Origin of the sequence: Vibrio sp. zbq_1, from assembly GCF_043102935.1 — a bacterium.
GTDB classification, from domain to species: Bacteria; Pseudomonadota; Gammaproteobacteria; order Enterobacterales; family Vibrionaceae; genus Vibrio; species Vibrio parahaemolyticus.
The window spans coordinates 270181-286633 of record NZ_JBICJH010000041.1; the positions used below are offsets into that span (position 1 = coordinate 270181).

Sequence of the window (16453 nt, forward strand, 5' to 3'; positions counted from 1 at the left end):
TGACAAGAAATTATTACGTTGTCAGCCATCATAAAGAGAGTATTGGGGAGTTTAAAGGGGGGAAATGGAGAAAGTCCGTAGATGGATACCTTTTGTCTTTTGGGAGATATGTCTGTCTGATGAGAAATGTGGCTACGAGGTGGTCTATTGGGAGAGTTTTGCTGAAATTAAGAAAAGGCAGTTTCTTGTCTCGGGTCTAGAAAGAAAGGGCGTTCTTTCATTATGCTCTATGCTTTCAGGCATAAAAAAACGCCACAAGATGCGGCGTTATTTGAAGGGCAGTCATTGGATTATGCTGCGTCTTCTTGCTGTTCTTCTTCTACAGCTTCAAGCTTTTTTGCTTTCTTTGGTGCAGGTTTACGTTTTGCACCGATTGCGTAAAGCAACTCTTCTTTGTTTTGCGCAAGGAACATCGCAAGATCTTCTTGCTTGCCTTCGTCTTCTAGAAGTTCACTTTTACCTAGCAGCGTGAATAGTTCATCTGCCATATCCAGCATTTTGTCGTATGCGTCAGCTTCCGCTTTAGAGGTAAAAGTCATTTTCTCTTCTCCATTGCGTTCTACCACGTACTTGACGATTACAGCCATGGTTGGTCCCCTAATTTGGTGTATTGATACTGGCTTTTTATACAGTTTTTGACCAATCAAGTCTAGCGACAAGCCTCAGAATGAGAGACACGTACAACTAACTGACTAGCATTTAAACTATCTTGGTTTCACTTTGCGGATTTATTCCCCAAAGGAAGGTTGGTTGGTCGTTCCCAATCTTGGCAAAATTCGATAAACGTTTTGAGCAATGGGCTTTGATATTTCTCTTTATGAACCAGTAACCAGAAGCGGCGTTTCATATCTAAAGGCATGTCGAGCAGTTTTACACGACCGTCACGAATAGCAGGTTCTGCAGACAAGCGTGACAAGCAGCCTAAGCCCAGCCCAGCAGATACTGAGTTGATCAACGCTTCGGTGGTATTGAGCTGAAAAGCTTCATTCCAATGTTCCAAGCGCGGCGCGACAACGCGCATAAAAAATTCGCGTGAACCAGATCCCGCCTCTCGCAATATCCATTCACTGTTTTCTAGCTCGGTTAAGTTTACTGGCCCTTCGTGCGCGGCTGGGTAATTGGGCGCGCAAATCACGCACATTTCATCTTCGCTAAACTGGGTGGACTGCAATTCAGGATGAAGTGTTTTGCCTTCAATGAGGGCTATGTCTAACTCGTAATCGGTCAGCATGCCGCAGATTTGTGCGGAGTTAGAAATGAACAGACTTTGAGAACGGTGGTTCGTTTGCTGACGAAATTCGCTAAGCAAATAGGGCGCGACTTGGTTGCCAATGGTGTCGCTGGCACCAATGCGAAGTTGGCCCGATAGCGCTTGGTCACCATCGAAAATGCTCTCGATGTCTTTGGCTCGGTTGAGTAACTCATCCGCCAGTGGCAGCAGTTTCTGACCTTCTTGGTTCAAAATTAGTCGGTTATTAACACGATCAAACAAGTGATGGCCGATCTGCTTTTCTAATTCTGAGAGTGCCATGCTCACAGCGGCTTTTGATAAAAAGAGACTATCAGAAGCTGCTGTGAGCGTTTTGTGCTGCGTGATCGTCGTAAACACTTTCAGTTGTTTAAGAGAAATGTGACTTGCCATATCCCACCGTTAAGTAATTTTGAACGTTTGTTTTAAATAATTAGATATATCGGAACGAAGTGCAAGCGTATTATACGCTCCATAAAGAGTGAGTCTGGTTGAGGTCATCATGATTCAAAGAACAAAAGCAAAAGTAATGGGAGCACCAACTCCGATGGCGGGTTTGGCTCTTGGCATTGCAAGCTTAGGCTGGAGTTGGGAAAACTTCGCCGAATTACATGGCTACGGACAGTGGATTAGTGCGGGTATCGCGAGCGTATTGTTGGCTATATTGGCAACCAAGTTTTTGCTACATAACCATCTATTGAGACAAGATCTTGCTCATCCGGTTGTGGGCAGCGTGGTTCCGACTTTTGCGATGGGCACTATGGTGGTATCGAACTCTCTCGGCCATTTTTACCCATTGGCTGGTGATGTGCTTTGGCTGATTGCGGTGGTTCTGCACATCGTGTTCTTGGTGAGCTTTGTTTACCATCGCGCCAAAGATTTTGAATTGCACCACATGGTTCCTAGTTGGTTTGTACCGCCTGTGGGTATCATCGTTGCGGATGTGTCTTTCTCTGGCAACCCGATGTTAGCACCAGTGGCACAAGGCGCATTGATGTTTGGTATGGTGGCGTACGCGATCATGTTGCCGATGATGATTTACCGTTTCATGTTTACCCATGAAATTCCGGATGCAGCGAAACCAACAATGGCAATCATGGCAGCGCCAGCAAGTCTATCATTGGCAGGGTACTTAACGGTCACTGCTACACCATCACCAGTGATCATCGCTATGCTATTTGGTATCGCGGTATTGATGACAGCCATCATTTACCTCGCATTCTTTAAATTGCTTAGACTGCCATTTAGCCCAGGCTATGCGGCGTTCACTTTCCCGATGGTGATCGGTGCGACGGCGCTGTTTAAAATGGCGAATTGGATGGAGTTGCAAGGATTGGCTGCGCACTATGTTCAACAAGTGCGAGCCTTAGCTGGTCTTGAGTTGATTGTGGCAACATTTGTTGTCTCTTATGTTGCATTACAATACATCAACAACTTGTTGATTCAGCCACGCTTGATGCACGCTCATCACGCTTAAATAGCAGATAGGAAAAAGCCTCTTGGTCTTACAAACCAAGAGGCTTTTTTATTTCAATCGGCGTCGATGTTGGACGCTAGCCTTTTTTGTAAAATCGCGACATCTCATCCAGAGAATGACGAATGATATCGACAGGAACTTTCTGTTCTTTCTCGACTTTTAATTGGCGATTCAGTTGCTGAGAGTGCCCGCCAGGATTGACCACAAGCATCAGTTCTTTGCCGACCAATGCATAGTTGTAGTAGCTGCCAGCAATATACCAATCGCGAGGGGCAGAGCTATCAAACAAGTTATGACCAACGCTGTATGAACTCGTTGTGCCTTGAACGTCAAACAGCGTATTCATCATGGTTGGCACGACGTCAAAATGGGTCGTGCGGTAATCAATTTGCTCTGGTTGACGATTTGGCATGTACACGTAAAGAGGCACATGTACTTGAACGTCACTGTAGTTACCCGTGTGGCCCCAATAATTCATCTTATGGTCGTTAAACTCTTCACCATGATCAGATGAAATCACCACAATGGTATTGTCTAAGTCGACGTTTTTCAGCACATCACCAATCAAGCTATCGATGTAGTACAACGAGTTCTTGTATCGATTGTGGTAAAGCGAAGCGTCAAAATCGTTGTTGAGCAAAATGTGGTCAACGCGTTCCCAGTATGGTTTGAATTTCGCAAATTCAGGTTCAGGAAACACCGTGCCGTGGGCGGCATCGTAGAACAGAAACCCAAAGTACGGCTTGTCGCTGTCTTGCTTTTGGAACTCGATGAACTTGTCTGTGATCTGCTGATCGCGCTCGACAGCTGTTTCCCCAGTTTGTTTCAAGGTCAAGTCCGACACTTTTTTGAATACCGTGCGAGAAAGTGGCGGGCTGGTGAGCGGTGCCGAGCCAAAAATGCCCATGCGGTAGCCTTCTGCTTGCAGCGTATCCATAAAAACAGGAGAGCGTTGGCTTGCGTAAAAGCTTTCCCAGTAGGTCGCGGGCAAGCTGTAAAACAGGCTGAAAATACCGGCTTGAGTTGAGTTGCCGCCGCTCATATGTTGTGTGAAATTCACCGTTTTTTCGGCGAACTTGCTGACATTTGGCATGACTTCCGGCGTCGCATCACTGTAGCGCCACGCGTCAACCAAGATAAACAAAACATTGGGCTGCTTCTCTTTGCTTTGCACTTGAATGGGTGCAAGCGGGTAGTTGAGTGAGCTACGTTCAATATTGGTTAACTCTACGCGGTTCTTCGATGCAATGTTCTCATCCACTAGGTCGTGTTTGTAAATAAATTTACGAGCCGTCAGCGGGTAGTAAAGTGGCCAGTTATTCGAAAACTGACTGACTTCATCGTCGTAAAGCGCGTTTTTGTACGCATGAATCATCTGTGTGCTGACCAATACAGCAAACCAGACGCTGATCAAAACGAACTTAGCTCGGCTTTGTGCCAGTTTATTACTTACCCAAACGGTACAGGCGAGCCCGATCACCAGAACGGCAACTTCACTGATGAAGATTAGCCAACTCATCCACGAAATATCGAAGACATCACCACCACCTTCGAAAAACATACGGATTAATAGGGCGTTGATGTGAAGTTTGTATTGCTGAAAAACGAGGATATCGACTTTAAACATGATCAATAGACAGATCGCGATAGCGATCACGATGCCTTTGAATGCTCGAGTCGGTAGAAAAGAGAGCAATAAACTCAACAACATAAATGGAAGAGCGATCAAGCCCAGCCAGCCATATTGAGTCGAAACCAAATAGTAACCTTGCAACAAGGTTAGCGGTTCATTCTGATTGTTAGACAACACAAAAGGATAACAAGCGATCGACAGATACACTGCAAAGCAAGCAAAAAAAGCAATCAGCCAAGCGCTGTTGGAAGACAGTTTGCGAAACATACTTTTTATATATTTATAAATTATAGGTAGCAAGAGTATAAAACAGTGTTTTTTATTATGGAATAGTTGCGAGTAGTGTCACATTTTGTATGGCTGTGTAAGATTTTGCTTACGCCTTGAAAAGGTGATGTTTTCTGTCCATTTTGAGCGATATGTAACCTTTTACTTTTTTCAGAACACGAGATCACTGCGGGTTTAAATAGGGCTGTGCTAAGCTAGCTAACAGTTTCAATCGGCGCTCGGTATTCCCAATTTGTTTACTGTTTATCACTCCAACCAAGTTGACGTTCTTAAATCACTCCTTGTCGAACTGATTCGAATCAGTCCGCTGGAAAACCCGTTCGAAAAAGAACAAATTCTGGTTCAAAGTCCGGGCATGTCCCAGTGGCTAAAAATGGAATTGGCCAAAGAGTTTGGTGTTGCCGCGAACATTGATTTTCCGCTCCCTGCTACCTTCATTTGGGAAATGTTTACGCAGGTGTTGCCAGACGTGCCAAAACGCAGTGCGTTTAACAAAGAAGCGATGACGTGGAAGTTGATGCATCTGCTGCCGGGGCTTCTCAACCAAGAGGTGTTTTCGCCGTTAGCGCAGTACCTCAAAGATGACAGTGACCACTCTAAGCTGTATCAACTGGCTGAGAAAATTGCCGATATTTTCGATGGTTACTTGGTGTATCGTCCGGAATGGATCGCAAGTTGGGAAGCTGGGCAGAGTGTGCCAGAGCTGGAAGATGAGCATCCGTGGCAGCCGATCTTATGGCAAGCGTTGTACGATCACACAGTGTCATTAGGGCAGTCTCCTTATCACCGTGCCAACCTTTATGAGCACTTTATCGACACGTTAGCGAGTTTTAACGGCAATTTTGACCATTTACCCAAGCGTTTGTTTGTTTTTGGCATTTCTTCGTTACCGCCTCGCTATATGGATGCGCTAAAAGCAATTGGTGAGCATATCGATGTGCATCTGATGTTCACCAACCCGTGTCGTTATTACTGGGGTGAAGTTCGAGATCGCAAGTATCTGGCTCGTTTGGCGGCGAAACATCGTCAGCACGTTGTGTGGCAGGACGATCACTCGGAAGTGCAAGGTGAAACTGAGCAACTGAAAGGCTCATTGGAAGATAATGTGATCGATGAGCTGCACACCGATGTGGTCGGCAACAGCCTGTTGGCGTCCATGGGTAAACTCGGGCGTGACAATATGTATCTGTTGTCTCAGCTGGAGTCTCATGAAATTGAAGCGTTTGTTGATGTTGAGCGCGACAGTCTGCTCCATCAATTGCAAGCGGATATTCTCAATCTTGAAGAACATCAAGATGACCAACAGATTGAAAACAGTCATCACAAACAAGTGGTTAGCTTGGGTGATAAATCACTGAGCCTACACGCTTGTCACAGCCCGATGCGTGAAGTGGAAGTGTTGCATGATCAACTGTTGGCGATGTTCGATGCTGACTCAACGTTAAAACCGCGCGATATTATCGTGATGGTCGCAGACATCAACGCTTACAGCCCTGCGATTCAGGCGGTCTTTGGTAACGCACCGGGTGAGCGTTTTATTCCATATTCGATTTCTGACCGAACCGCCGATCAAGAGAGCCCAATTCTGGCCGCATTTATGCAGTTGGTGAACTTACCCAATACGCGCTGTTTGGCATCAGAACTACTCGAACTTCTGGAAACGCCGGCGATATTAAAGCGTTTTGAACTCAGCGAAGATGATTTCTTACAAGCCAAACAATGGGTTGAAGAATCGGGAATTCGCTGGGGGTTGGATGCCAATACCGGACGCGAATTTGAACTGCCGGAAACCCGTCAAAACACATGGCAATTTGGTATTCAACGCATGTTGCTTGGCTACGCGATGCCAGAATCCGCAGGTTTGTTTGAAACCGAGCAAGGCAGTTTGTCTCCGTACAACGAAGTGCAAGGCATGGGCGCAGAGCTTGCGGGCAAGTTGGCACACTTTATCCAACAAATTAGCACTTATCGTAGCAAACTTTCTCATGTTCAGACTATTGATGGTTGGCGAGAGACTTTGGTTTTACTGCTGGATGACTTCTTCTCAGTTGAGTTAGAAGGCGAAATGGCGCTCAAATCCATTCGCGATACGCTCAGCCAACTCAAAGAGCAATTAGCTGATGCCGCATTTGATGATGCGTTATCGCCGTCGATCATCAGCCAATACCTTCAAAACAAATTATCTGGCACACGAGTCAGCCAGCGCTTCCTGGCTGGTCAAGTGAACTTTTGTACCCTGATGCCGATGCGCTCTATTCCGTTTAGAACCGTCTGTCTACTGGGGATGAATGACGGCGTGTACCCGCGTTCCATGCCGCCAGAAGGCTTTGACTTGATGACGGGAAGAACCAAACCGGGCGACCGTTCGCGCCGAGATGATGACCGTTACCTATTCCTCGAAGCGATGTTGTCTGCACAGCAAACGCTCTACATCAGTTATGTTGGCCGTTCAATCCAAGACAACACCGAGCGAGTGCCTTCGGTTCTGGTTTCTGAGCTGATGGAATACTGCCACCAAAACTATTGTTTAAGTGGTGATGAAGCGTTGCCCGTTGATGAGTCTGGCGACAACTTATTAAATGCGTTGGTGAATACCCACGCCATGGTGCCGTTTAGCCCAAGTGCGTTCCAAGGCACGCACGCCAGCTACGCGAAAGAGTGGATTCCAGCGGCATTGACTCAAAGCAGTCAATCGCAAGGCTATGTTCGTCGTGATTTTAATCGTGCATTAGACGACTATCTGTTAGGAGCGACGTTCCCACTTGAGCTCGACTTAGTCGAGTTGCAACGTTTCTGGCGCTTACCGGTGCAGTATTTTTTCAATCGTCGTTTAAAAGTAATCTTTGAACCGCCACTGCCGGTGATGGAAGACGACGAACCCTTTGTTTTAGGTGGTTTGGAAAGCTATCAAATGCGTGATGAGCTGCTAGAAACCTTGCTTGAAACGACATTGATACAGCCAGAGAAAAAAGCAGAAGTGCTTAAACACTTTATGAGTCAACAGCGCGCTCAAGGCAAACTTCCGGTGGGAGCGTTTGGTGATATCGAATTTGAAACCAACCGAGTTCAGGCGGAAGAGCTAGTGGACAAACTGGCGTTTTTATCTGGTGCGCCTCAAGACGATTTGGAAATCGACCTGACGTTTGATGCCTTGTTTGAGCGAAATGAAGGCGAAGAGAAAAACGTTCGCCTAACAGGTTGGCTAACTCAATACTACCAATCCGGTTTGATTCGCTACCGAAGCGGTAAGATTCGAGCGCAGGATTACCTTGCAGCGTGGATCGATCACCTTGCCATGTCGGCGTCGGGTCATGCTAAGAAAACCCACATCATTGGTTACGATCGTAAAGAAGGTGCGCTGCATTTAATCTACCCAGAAATTGCCGATGCGCAGTATGCCAAACAGCTACTGACTGAATTAGTTCGCTTATTCTTCGAAGGCATGACTAAGCCTTTGCCTTATTTCCCGAAAACGGCGTTGGCTTGTGTTGAAGCGGGCTTTAGCCGCGGTCAGTGGGTCGATGACGAAGAGAAATCTTTGAAGAAAATGGCTGACGCATTCAATGATGGCTTCATGAGCCCGGGCGAAGGCAATAATGCGTACATCTCTCGAATTTGGCCTGCTTGGAATGATGAGTTGGCCTCAGAAGTTCGTTTGCTGACAGCATTAGTACTGCAAGGTGCGCGCTTAGCGGTTCAAGACGCTGATGATGTAAAAGCGTGATAAAGAAAGTTGGATAAAGAGAAGGAAGAGTAGGGTGGCCGCCAGAAAATCATTATTTTTTGTAGGGCGTTCGCTGTACGGCCACAAGGTCAGAGGGACCATGATACTTTTGTTTAATTCATTTGAGTTGTGCCGCCAAAAAGGTTTGGCTTATCTCGTGGGGCGCATACTAACGGTACGTCTTATGGATAACCGTGAGAAAGATCTCACAAAGCTCTAAATTATCCAACTTGTTAAACATATTAATAGAATTTTTAACTATAGATCACATTTATTAGGTGATACGTCCTAGTAAATAATCCGGAGAGATTCAGCGTTATGGATCAAATGTCAGGTGCAGAGTGCCCTCTACATACGTTAGACCGTCAACCAACGCCACTAGAACCGATGACGTTTCCTCTGCACGGTGCGAGGTTAATCGAGGCATCAGCAGGTACAGGTAAAACCTTCACTATTGCAGGTTTATATCTGCGTCTTTTGCTTGGTCACGGCAGCGCGGAAACTCGACATCGCGTACCGCTTACGGTCGACCAAATTCTGGTCGTAACCTTTACCGAAGCGGCAACTGCGGAATTACGCGATCGTATCAGGGCAAGAATCCATGATGCGCGAATCGCGTTTGCGCGTGGACAGAGTTCCGACCCGGTGATCCAACCTTTGCTTAATGAGTTTGACGATCACAAGCAAGCCGCAGAAATTTTATTGCAGGCAGAGCGTCAGATGGACGAGGCGGCGGTCTACACCATTCACGGTTTTTGCCAACGTATGCTAACGCAAAATGCGTTTGAATCTGGCAGCCGATTTAACAACGAGTTTGTGACCGATGAAAGTCACCTAAAAGCGCAAGTTGTAGCCGATTACTGGCGTCGCAATTTCTACCCGTTACCATTTACCTTGGCTGGGGAAATTCGCCAGCTATGGAGTTCTCCATCTGCGTTGTTGTCTGACATCAGCAATTACTTAACCGGTGCGCCGTTAAGCCTTTCTGTTCCTGCAATGAAAGGCAGTTTGGCTGATCTTCATACTGAAAATCTGAAAAAAATTGATGAATTAAAAGCACAGTGGCGAGAAAGCCAAGATGACTTCTTCACGCTGATTTCAGATTCAGATATTAACAAACGCAGCTACACCAAAAAGTCTCTGCCGACGTGGTTGGAGGCGGTGAATGCTTGGGCGGCAACGGAAACCACAGGTTACGATTATCCAGACAAGCTGGAGAAATTCGCGCAAAACGTCTTGTTGGAAAAAACACCGAAAGGCAGTGCGCCGCAGCATGCGGTATTTGAAGCCATTGAAACATTTCTTGCCAATCCAATCAGCTTAAAAGCGCCACTGCTTGCTCATGCGATTGAGCATTGTCGTGTGATGCTGGCCAATGCGAAAAATCAAAAACAGTGGCTCTCTTTCGATGATTTGCTGACGCAACTTTCTGCTTCTATCGATACGGACGAAAGCGAGCTTTTAGCGGCGCGTATTCGTACTTTGTACCCTGTCGCAATGATTGACGAGTTCCAAGATACCGACCCGCTTCAATACAGTATTTTCAGCCGTATTTATCTGAACAACCCGGAATGTGGTTTGTTTATGATCGGGGACCCCAAGCAGGCGATTTATGGCTTTCGTGGCGCAGACATTTTCACCTATATCAAAGCGCGTAACCAAGTAAGTGCCCACTACACGTTAGGAACCAACTGGCGTTCTAGCGCAGATATGGTGCAGGCGGTGAACCAAGTGTTTGCCTTGCCCGATAGTCCATTTATCTATGATTCGGATATTCCCTTCTTACCCGTTAAGTACAGTCCCAATGCCGAAAAACGCATTTGGACTATGGGTGGCCAAAAGCAACCCGCGCTCACGTATTGGTTGCAAGAAGCGGACGATAAACCGCTACCAAAAGGCGAGTATTTGACTCGAATGGCAGAGGCGACCGCAAGCCAAATCCAAACCATTTTGACGCAGGCTCAACAGGGGCAAGCGTGTCTGGTGAATGGCGAAAAACAGAAAGCGGTTCAAGCGGGCGATATCGCAGTGTTGGTTCGAACAGGTAGTGAAGGTCGAATGATCAAACAAGCGCTGGCTGAACAAGGCATTGCCAGCGTGTACCTGTCTAACCGAGACAGTGTGTTTACCAGTTCAGTGGCGCAGGATTTACAGCGTTTGCTGCAAGCGGTGCTGACTCCAGAAAATGACCGTGCGCTGCGTGCAAGTCTTGCTTCTGAGCTGTTTGCCCTCGACGCAGCAAGTTTGGATGCACTTAATAACGATGAAGTGGTGTGGGAAAACGCCGTAAACGAATTCAAAGAATATCGCAAACTTTGGATTCAACGTGGTGTGCTACCGATGTTGCGCGCGGTGATCAGCAAACGCCATATTGCCGAGCGATTACTAGAAGAAGGTGCGAGTTCACAGGGTGAGAATGGTGAGCGAGTACTTACCGATTTAATGCACATCGGTGAACTGCTTCAACAAGCCAGTAATGAATTGGATAGCGACCACGGTCTGCTGCGTTGGCTCGCTCAGTCTATCAGTGATGCGGAAAACGGTTTGGGTGGCAGTGATGACCAAATCCAACGTTTAGAATCGGAACGTAACTTAGTGCAGATCGTAACTATTCACAAATCAAAAGGCTTGGAGTATGACCTCGTATTTCTGCCGTTTGTGTTCAGCTATCGAGAAGCCAGCGAAGCCAAATATTACGATGCAGCCAGTGACCGCACGATACTGGATATCACTGGCAACGATGCGTCCATGAAGCAAGCGGATAAAGAGCGTTTGGCGGAAGACTTACGCTTGATATACGTGGCACTAACGCGTGCTGTGTATGCGTGTTTTATTGGAGCCTCGCCTTTGCGCAATGGTCGTTCGACCAAAGAGCCAACTGGCGTACACCGCAGTGCGATTGGCTATTTGATTCAGAATGGTCAAGAAGGTGGCATTAACGATTTGCACCAAGGTTTAACAAAGCAACAAGACGAGCTTGATTGTGTCGTTGTGGCCGATCCGCCGCAGCAACTCGAAGACAACTACGTAGCGCCACAAGAAGAAATACACGATCTTAGCGCGAAAGAGCTGCAAAACCCTATCGACAGAAACTGGCGCATCACCAGTTATTCTGGCTTGGTCAAGCAAGGCTCTCATCACGCCGAGCATGATGCCACGATTGAGATTACGGGCTTTGATATCGACTCATCTGAAGAGCAAGACGAAGCGGATTTGGTGGAGCCAGAGCGTTCTATTTTTACCTTCCCTCGCGGTGCGCGTCCGGGTACGTTCCTGCACAGCCTGTTTGAGGAAATTGAATTTACTCAGCCAGCCACGACGGAAGAGAATACACAAATCATCCTTGGCTTGATGGAAAGCGAACAGCTCGATGAAGAGTGGTTGCCCATTTTACAGCAATTGATTGATACCGTACTCGCAACTCCGTTGGATGGTAAGTCTTTGCTGCTGAATCAAAAAGCACCGTCGCAACGTTTGGTGGAGATGGAATTTTTGTTGCCGATTGAAGTGTTGTCTGCACCGGCGTTAAACCGAGTCATTCAACGTCACGATCCGTTGTCGGCGAAAGCGGGGGATTTAGGTTTCCAAACCGTGCAAGGTATGCTCAAAGGTTTTATCGACTTGGTGTTTGAACATCAAGGTAAATACTACGTGCTTGACTGGAAATCGAATCATCTTGGCGACGATGTGACGCACTACCATGGTGAGGCTCTGAAATCGGCGATGGCTGATCACCGCTACGATTTGCAGTACCAGATTTATGCGTTAGCACTGCATCGTTTCCTACGCAGCCGATTGGCGAATTATCAATATGATCATCACTTCGGTGGCGTGTATTACTTGTTCTTGCGCGGTATGGATGGGCAGAGTGACCACGGCATTTTTGCCGCGAAACCAACCTTAGAGTTCTTACAAGAGATGGATCGTTTGATTGATGGTCAAGCACTTGAAACGCGCTCAACTCAAGCCGGGCAGATGGAGCTACTTTAATGACGACAAATCACAATCTTCATTCTGGCCAAGATAGTTTATTGGTAGTGCTGGAACGCTTGGCGCACAAAGGTGCTATTCGTCAGCTCGACTACCAATTCGCCTGTTTTATTGATTCTCAAACGCATGATGAACAGTCGGACAGTCAAGCATTGGCGTTTATCGCGGGTGTTGTCAGTAGTGAGCTCGGCAAAGGACATATCTGTCTGCCTCTGTTCGATGCACAAGGGCAATCTACGGATTTGGCTAGTAAGTTAGGGCTGTTTGGTGAGTCGGCATTGGCGCTTAATACTCAGCTTCAAGGTATAGACTGGATTCAAGTATTACAAAATTCCAGCTTGGTCGGCGCGCAAGGAGAAGCCTTGCCGCTGATGTTCGATGGCGAGCGTCTGTATCTGCACCGCTATTGGCATTATGAAGTGACACTGGCGGAAAAGCTCAATCAGTTGGGCGCCGCAGTTAACTTGCAAGCACAAGAGTTTGCGCGATTATCCGCGTTGCTCAACCATCTGTTCGCACGCCAATACCATTTTCTGTTTAACGCGTTGGGCAAAGCAGTAGAAGCGGGAAGCAGCAACCAAGTGTTGCGTCAACAATTGGTGTGTGATCACCTTGATGTGGTCGCAAGCGAATCGTTGGATTGGCACGCCATTGATTCCGTGCTTAGCAATGCGCGCAAGGTTCAAGATATGCAAACACTGGATGAACTCGTACCACTCTCAGCTTGTGTGAACTGGCAAAAAGTCGCGGCGGCGGTTGCGTTGACCCGTCGATTTGCTGTGATTTCTGGTGGCCCAGGTACGGGTAAAACGACGACAGTAACCAAATTGCTTGCTGCTTTGATTGAACAGGCAACGCACGAGAAAAATCTAACCATCAAGCTGGTGGCCCCGACGGGGAAAGCGGCGGCGCGATTAACCGAGTCCATTGGTAAAGCAGTGCAAGAGCTGCCAGTTTCTCCGGAGCTAAAAGCCAAAATTCCGACTGAATCGAGTACCTTACATAGGTTGCTGGGCGCGATTCCTAATAGCGCAGAATTTCGTCACAACAAGCAAAATCCACTGCATTTGGATATTTTGGTTATCGACGAAGCGTCGATGGTCGATTTACCAATGATGTACAAAGTGGTCGATGCCTTACCGAAGCATGCGCGGCTGATTTTGTTAGGTGATAAAGACCAACTTGCCTCAGTTGAAGCAGGGGCTGTGTTGGGTGATATCTGTTCGTTCCATGCATTGGGTTATGGCAAAGAGCAGGCGTCAGCCATCGCAAAACTGACGGGGTTCGATACTTTAGCGCATACGGGTAACAGTGCATCTAGCATTGCTGATAGTTTATGTATGCTGCAAAAGAGTTACCGATTTGATGCTCGCTCAGGCATTGGTCAGTTGGCAAAAGCGGTTAACTCCGGTTCTGCTGCGAGCGTAGATAACGTCTGGGCGCGTGACTTTTCCGATATCGAACATTTCGCCCTAAGTAGTCAACATTACAACCAAATGATGCAGACGTTGGTGCAGGAATACGGTCGTTACCTCAAACGCATTGGACAACAGGAAATCGATCCTAAAACCGGAGAGCCAGAGTCGCTAACGCACAAAGCCAAAGCAGTGTTAGATACTTTCAACCAATGCCGGCTGCTGTGCGCGATCCGTGAAGGTGACTTTGGTGTGGCTGGGCTAAACCAACGCATCGAGAAAGCGCTCGCGGCGCGCAAGTTCATTCAAGTTCAGGATGAAATTTGGTATCACGGCAGACCCGTCATGGTTACGCGTAATGATCACGGTTTAGGTTTGTATAACGGTGATATCGGTATTTGTATGCGAGATGACAGTGAAGAAGAACCGCGTTTGAAAGTCTTTTTCGAGTTACCTGACGGCAGTGTGAAATCGGTCTTGCCAAGTCGAGTACCTGAACATGAAACGGCTTACGCCATGACCATCCATAAATCGCAAGGCAGTGAATTTGATTACACCCTGATGATTTTGCCACCAGACTTTAGCCCGATATTAACCCGTGAGTTGATTTACACAGGCATTACCCGCGCGAAAAAGCGTTTAGCTCTTTACGCCGAACTCAATGTTCTGAAGCGAGGCATTAAGGTGAAAACCACTCGCGCGAGTGGGCTAGTACAGCGGCTTACTAACTAAAACAAAAAGACCGAGCTTATGGCTCGGTCTTCTTTTATGTACGTTGTGCAAAGGCATCGGTAAACGATACGCTGCGTATTTTGTATTGCTGTTGATAAGTAAGGATAAAGTCTCGAATGGCGTCATTCACCGGAAAAACACAGTGAACATCTAGGCCTTCTAAAAACTGATTGTCAGCCATATCCCAGAAACTTTGAAGCGAATTACAAATGATTGTTCTCATAACAGTGCTCGTCTCGGCTTATTGAAAGTCAGATTAACAACTGTCCTTGGTGTGCAATGCGGGCTAACTAGTTATCGACTGCCCAGCATTTTAGGGTGAAGGCTACGTATCATCACCTAGATCCATTTGCATTGGTTAAAAACCAATCACTAGCGCGCAGAGTATAGCCAACAGTGTGTATATTGAAAAGGTAAAAATGGAACTAAAATCAATGTAATGCTTTGCATATCTAAATTAATGATATTACTGCTTATGATTCATGGTTTTATTATTGAGATAGTCGGAGCATGGCGTTCCAAACCTCGGATTGAGGATTCAGAACGCATCTGTTAATGATGTTGAGTTTGTTTATAAGTCTAACGCTAAGATTTTGGACTTACGCTGAAAGTTGTACAGCCCTTGTTTGGCTCCTGGCAAGTAATCGACTCCAACTTCGTAGAATCCTTGCTCTCTAAACCAATGTAGACTGTGGGTGGTAAGGACAAAAATCTGGTTGATATTTTCTGATTTTGAACGATGCTTCATGTAGTTCAGCAGCAACAAACCTCGGTTGCCATCCCGATAGTCTGGGTGAATAGCAACACAGGCCATTTCAGCTTTTCGTTCTTCAGAATATGGGTATAAAGCCGCGCATCCGATGATTAAGCCATCTTTTTCAATGATGGTGAATTTACCAATCTCTTGCTCTAGCTGTTCTCTCGAACGCCTGACCAAAATGCCTTGTTCTTCCAATGGATGAATCAATTCCAAAATGCCGCCGATGTCATCAATACCAGCTTGACGAACTTGCTCTGCGCTCGCCATGACGACTTGAGTTCCGATACCGTCAAACGAGAACAACTCCTGAATCAAAGCCCCATCTACTTTGTAGCTGATGAGATGGCTACGTGGGACGCCAGCGCGACAAGCGGCGATGGAACCTTTGAGGAAACGCAAAGTGCCCGTGTTGTAATCGGAATCTGAAGCGTGGTTTTCTGAAAGCGTTTTGATGACGTGCTCTGCCTCGATAGGCAACAACTCTGCGACGGCATTGCCATTGTCGTCAATCACGCCTTGTTCTGAGCAGAAACCAATCAGTTTGTCTGCGCCTAATTTGATCGCCAGTTGCGTCGCGACTTCTTCAGAAAGTAAGTTAAAACACTCACCAGTCACGGAGCTCGCAATGGGGCCAAGTAGCACAATAGAACCTTGGTCGAGCGTGCGATTAATCGCGTCGGTGTCAATGCGGCGAATGCGTCCACTGTGGCAGTAATCGACACCGTCATCTACGCCAAGTGGCTGTGCAATGATAAAGTTGCCACTGACTACATTCAGTTGTGTGCCAGCCATTGGGGTGTTGTTTAAGCTCATTGAAAGGCGTGCGGTAATGGCTAGTTGAAGCTGTCCAGCAGCTTGCATAACTACCGATAGTGCCGCTTCGTCGGTAATTCGGATGTTTTTGTGGTATGGCGTAGTAAGGTCTTGTTTTTCAAGTAATTGATTGATTTGCGGACGAGCGCCATAAACGACAACGACTTTGATGCCTAAACTGTGCATCAAAGCAATATCATTGATTATATTGCCAAAGTTGTTATGGGCGACCGCTTCACCTCCCAGCATGATTACCATGGTTTTCCCACGGTGAGCGTTGACGTAAGGGGTTGATTGGCGGAATCCTTTCACGAGAGCGGTACTACGAATTTTCACTACTGCCATTCCTTGTGTTTATTTATGCTTAAATAA

At 46.8% G+C, this 16453-nt stretch carries 9 protein-coding genes; 4 read left to right on the plus strand and 5 right to left on the minus strand.

Going from position 1 to position 16453, the window contains the following annotated elements; genetic code table 11:
• Window positions 1-290: 290 nt before the first annotated feature.
• Together ACF8CV_RS19105 and ACF8CV_RS19110 are read right to left on the minus strand one after the other, a co-directional pair.
• A complete protein-coding gene (locus tag ACF8CV_RS19105; RefSeq protein WP_005482297.1) occupies window positions 291-587 on the minus strand; it encodes a YebG family protein in 297 nt (98 codons plus the stop codon).
• Window positions 588-715: 128 nt separating this feature from the next.
• Window positions 716-1642 (minus strand): LysR substrate-binding domain-containing protein, encoded by a 927-nt coding sequence (locus tag ACF8CV_RS19110; RefSeq protein WP_138938273.1) that lies wholly within the window; start codon window positions 1640-1642, stop codon window positions 716-718.
• Window positions 1643-1751: 109 nt separating this feature from the next.
• Here ACF8CV_RS19110 and ACF8CV_RS19115 point away from each other — a divergent pair, with 109 nt between their 5' ends.
• Complete coding sequence (locus tag ACF8CV_RS19115; protein WP_021823460.1) at window positions 1752-2726, plus strand: TDT family transporter; 975 nt, start codon at window positions 1752-1754, stop codon at window positions 2724-2726.
• A gap of 76 nt (window positions 2727-2802) precedes the next feature.
• Here ACF8CV_RS19115 and ACF8CV_RS19120 read toward each other — a convergent pair whose 3' ends face one another.
• Window positions 2803-4626: a DUF3413 domain-containing protein gene (locus ACF8CV_RS19120; protein ID WP_029796374.1), complete on the minus strand. Its 1824-nt coding sequence runs from the start codon at window positions 4624-4626 to the stop codon at window positions 2803-2805.
• A gap of 253 nt (window positions 4627-4879) precedes the next feature.
• Here ACF8CV_RS19120 and recC point away from each other — a divergent pair, with 253 nt between their 5' ends.
• The 3 genes from recC to recD all read left to right on the plus strand — a co-directional run bounded on the left by recC (window position 4880) and on the right by recD (window position 14508).
• Window positions 4880-8371 carry an exodeoxyribonuclease V subunit gamma gene (recC, locus tag ACF8CV_RS19125; protein WP_138938272.1) on the plus strand — a complete coding sequence of 1164 codons (3492 nt, stop codon included), beginning with the start codon at window positions 4880-4882 and terminating at the stop codon, window positions 8369-8371.
• Window positions 8372-8689: 318 nt separating this feature from the next.
• Window positions 8690-12361, plus strand: a complete 3672-nt coding sequence (recB, locus tag ACF8CV_RS19130) for an exodeoxyribonuclease V subunit beta (protein ID WP_138938271.1) — start codon at window positions 8690-8692, stop codon at window positions 12359-12361.
• Entirely contained in the window at window positions 12361-14508 is a 2148-nt protein-coding gene (gene recD / locus ACF8CV_RS19135; RefSeq protein ID WP_138938270.1) for an exodeoxyribonuclease V subunit alpha, read from the plus strand. Before recB ends, recD begins: the two co-directional genes overlap by 1 nt.
• Before the next feature lie 34 nt (window positions 14509-14542).
• Here recD and ACF8CV_RS19140 read toward each other — a convergent pair whose 3' ends face one another.
• Both ACF8CV_RS19140 and argA read right to left on the minus strand, forming a co-directional pair.
• Window positions 14543-14731 carry a hypothetical protein gene (locus ACF8CV_RS19140; protein ID WP_011106047.1) on the minus strand — a complete coding sequence of 63 codons (189 nt, stop codon included), beginning with the start codon at window positions 14729-14731 and terminating at the stop codon, window positions 14543-14545.
• 348 nt (window positions 14732-15079) lie between these two features.
• A complete protein-coding gene (argA, locus tag ACF8CV_RS19145) occupies window positions 15080-16417 on the minus strand; it encodes an amino-acid N-acetyltransferase (RefSeq protein WP_025501928.1) in 1338 nt (445 codons plus the stop codon).
• Between the last annotated feature and the right edge of the window lie 36 nt (window positions 16418-16453).

Excerpts from the sequence above, each read along its gene's own strand:
- ACF8CV_RS19105 (WP_005482297.1), bottom strand. The coding sequence starts at position 587 with ATGGCTGTAATCGTCAAGTACGTGGTAGAACGCAATGGAGAAGAGAAA.
- ACF8CV_RS19110 (WP_138938273.1), bottom strand. The coding sequence starts at position 1,642 with ATGGCAAGTCACATTTCTCTTAAACAACTGAAAGTGTTTACGACGATC.
- ACF8CV_RS19115 (WP_021823460.1), top strand. The coding sequence starts at position 1,752 with ATGATTCAAAGAACAAAAGCAAAAGTAATGGGAGCACCAACTCCGATG.
- ACF8CV_RS19120 (WP_029796374.1), bottom strand. The coding sequence starts at position 4,626 with ATGTTTCGCAAACTGTCTTCCAACAGCGCTTGGCTGATTGCTTTTTTT.
- recB (WP_138938271.1), top strand. The coding sequence starts at position 8,690 with ATGGATCAAATGTCAGGTGCAGAGTGCCCTCTACATACGTTAGACCGT.
- recD (WP_138938270.1), top strand. The coding sequence starts at position 12,361 with ATGACGACAAATCACAATCTTCATTCTGGCCAAGATAGTTTATTGGTA.
- ACF8CV_RS19140 (WP_011106047.1), bottom strand. The coding sequence starts at position 14,731 with ATGAGAACAATCATTTGTAATTCGCTTCAAAGTTTCTGGGATATGGCT.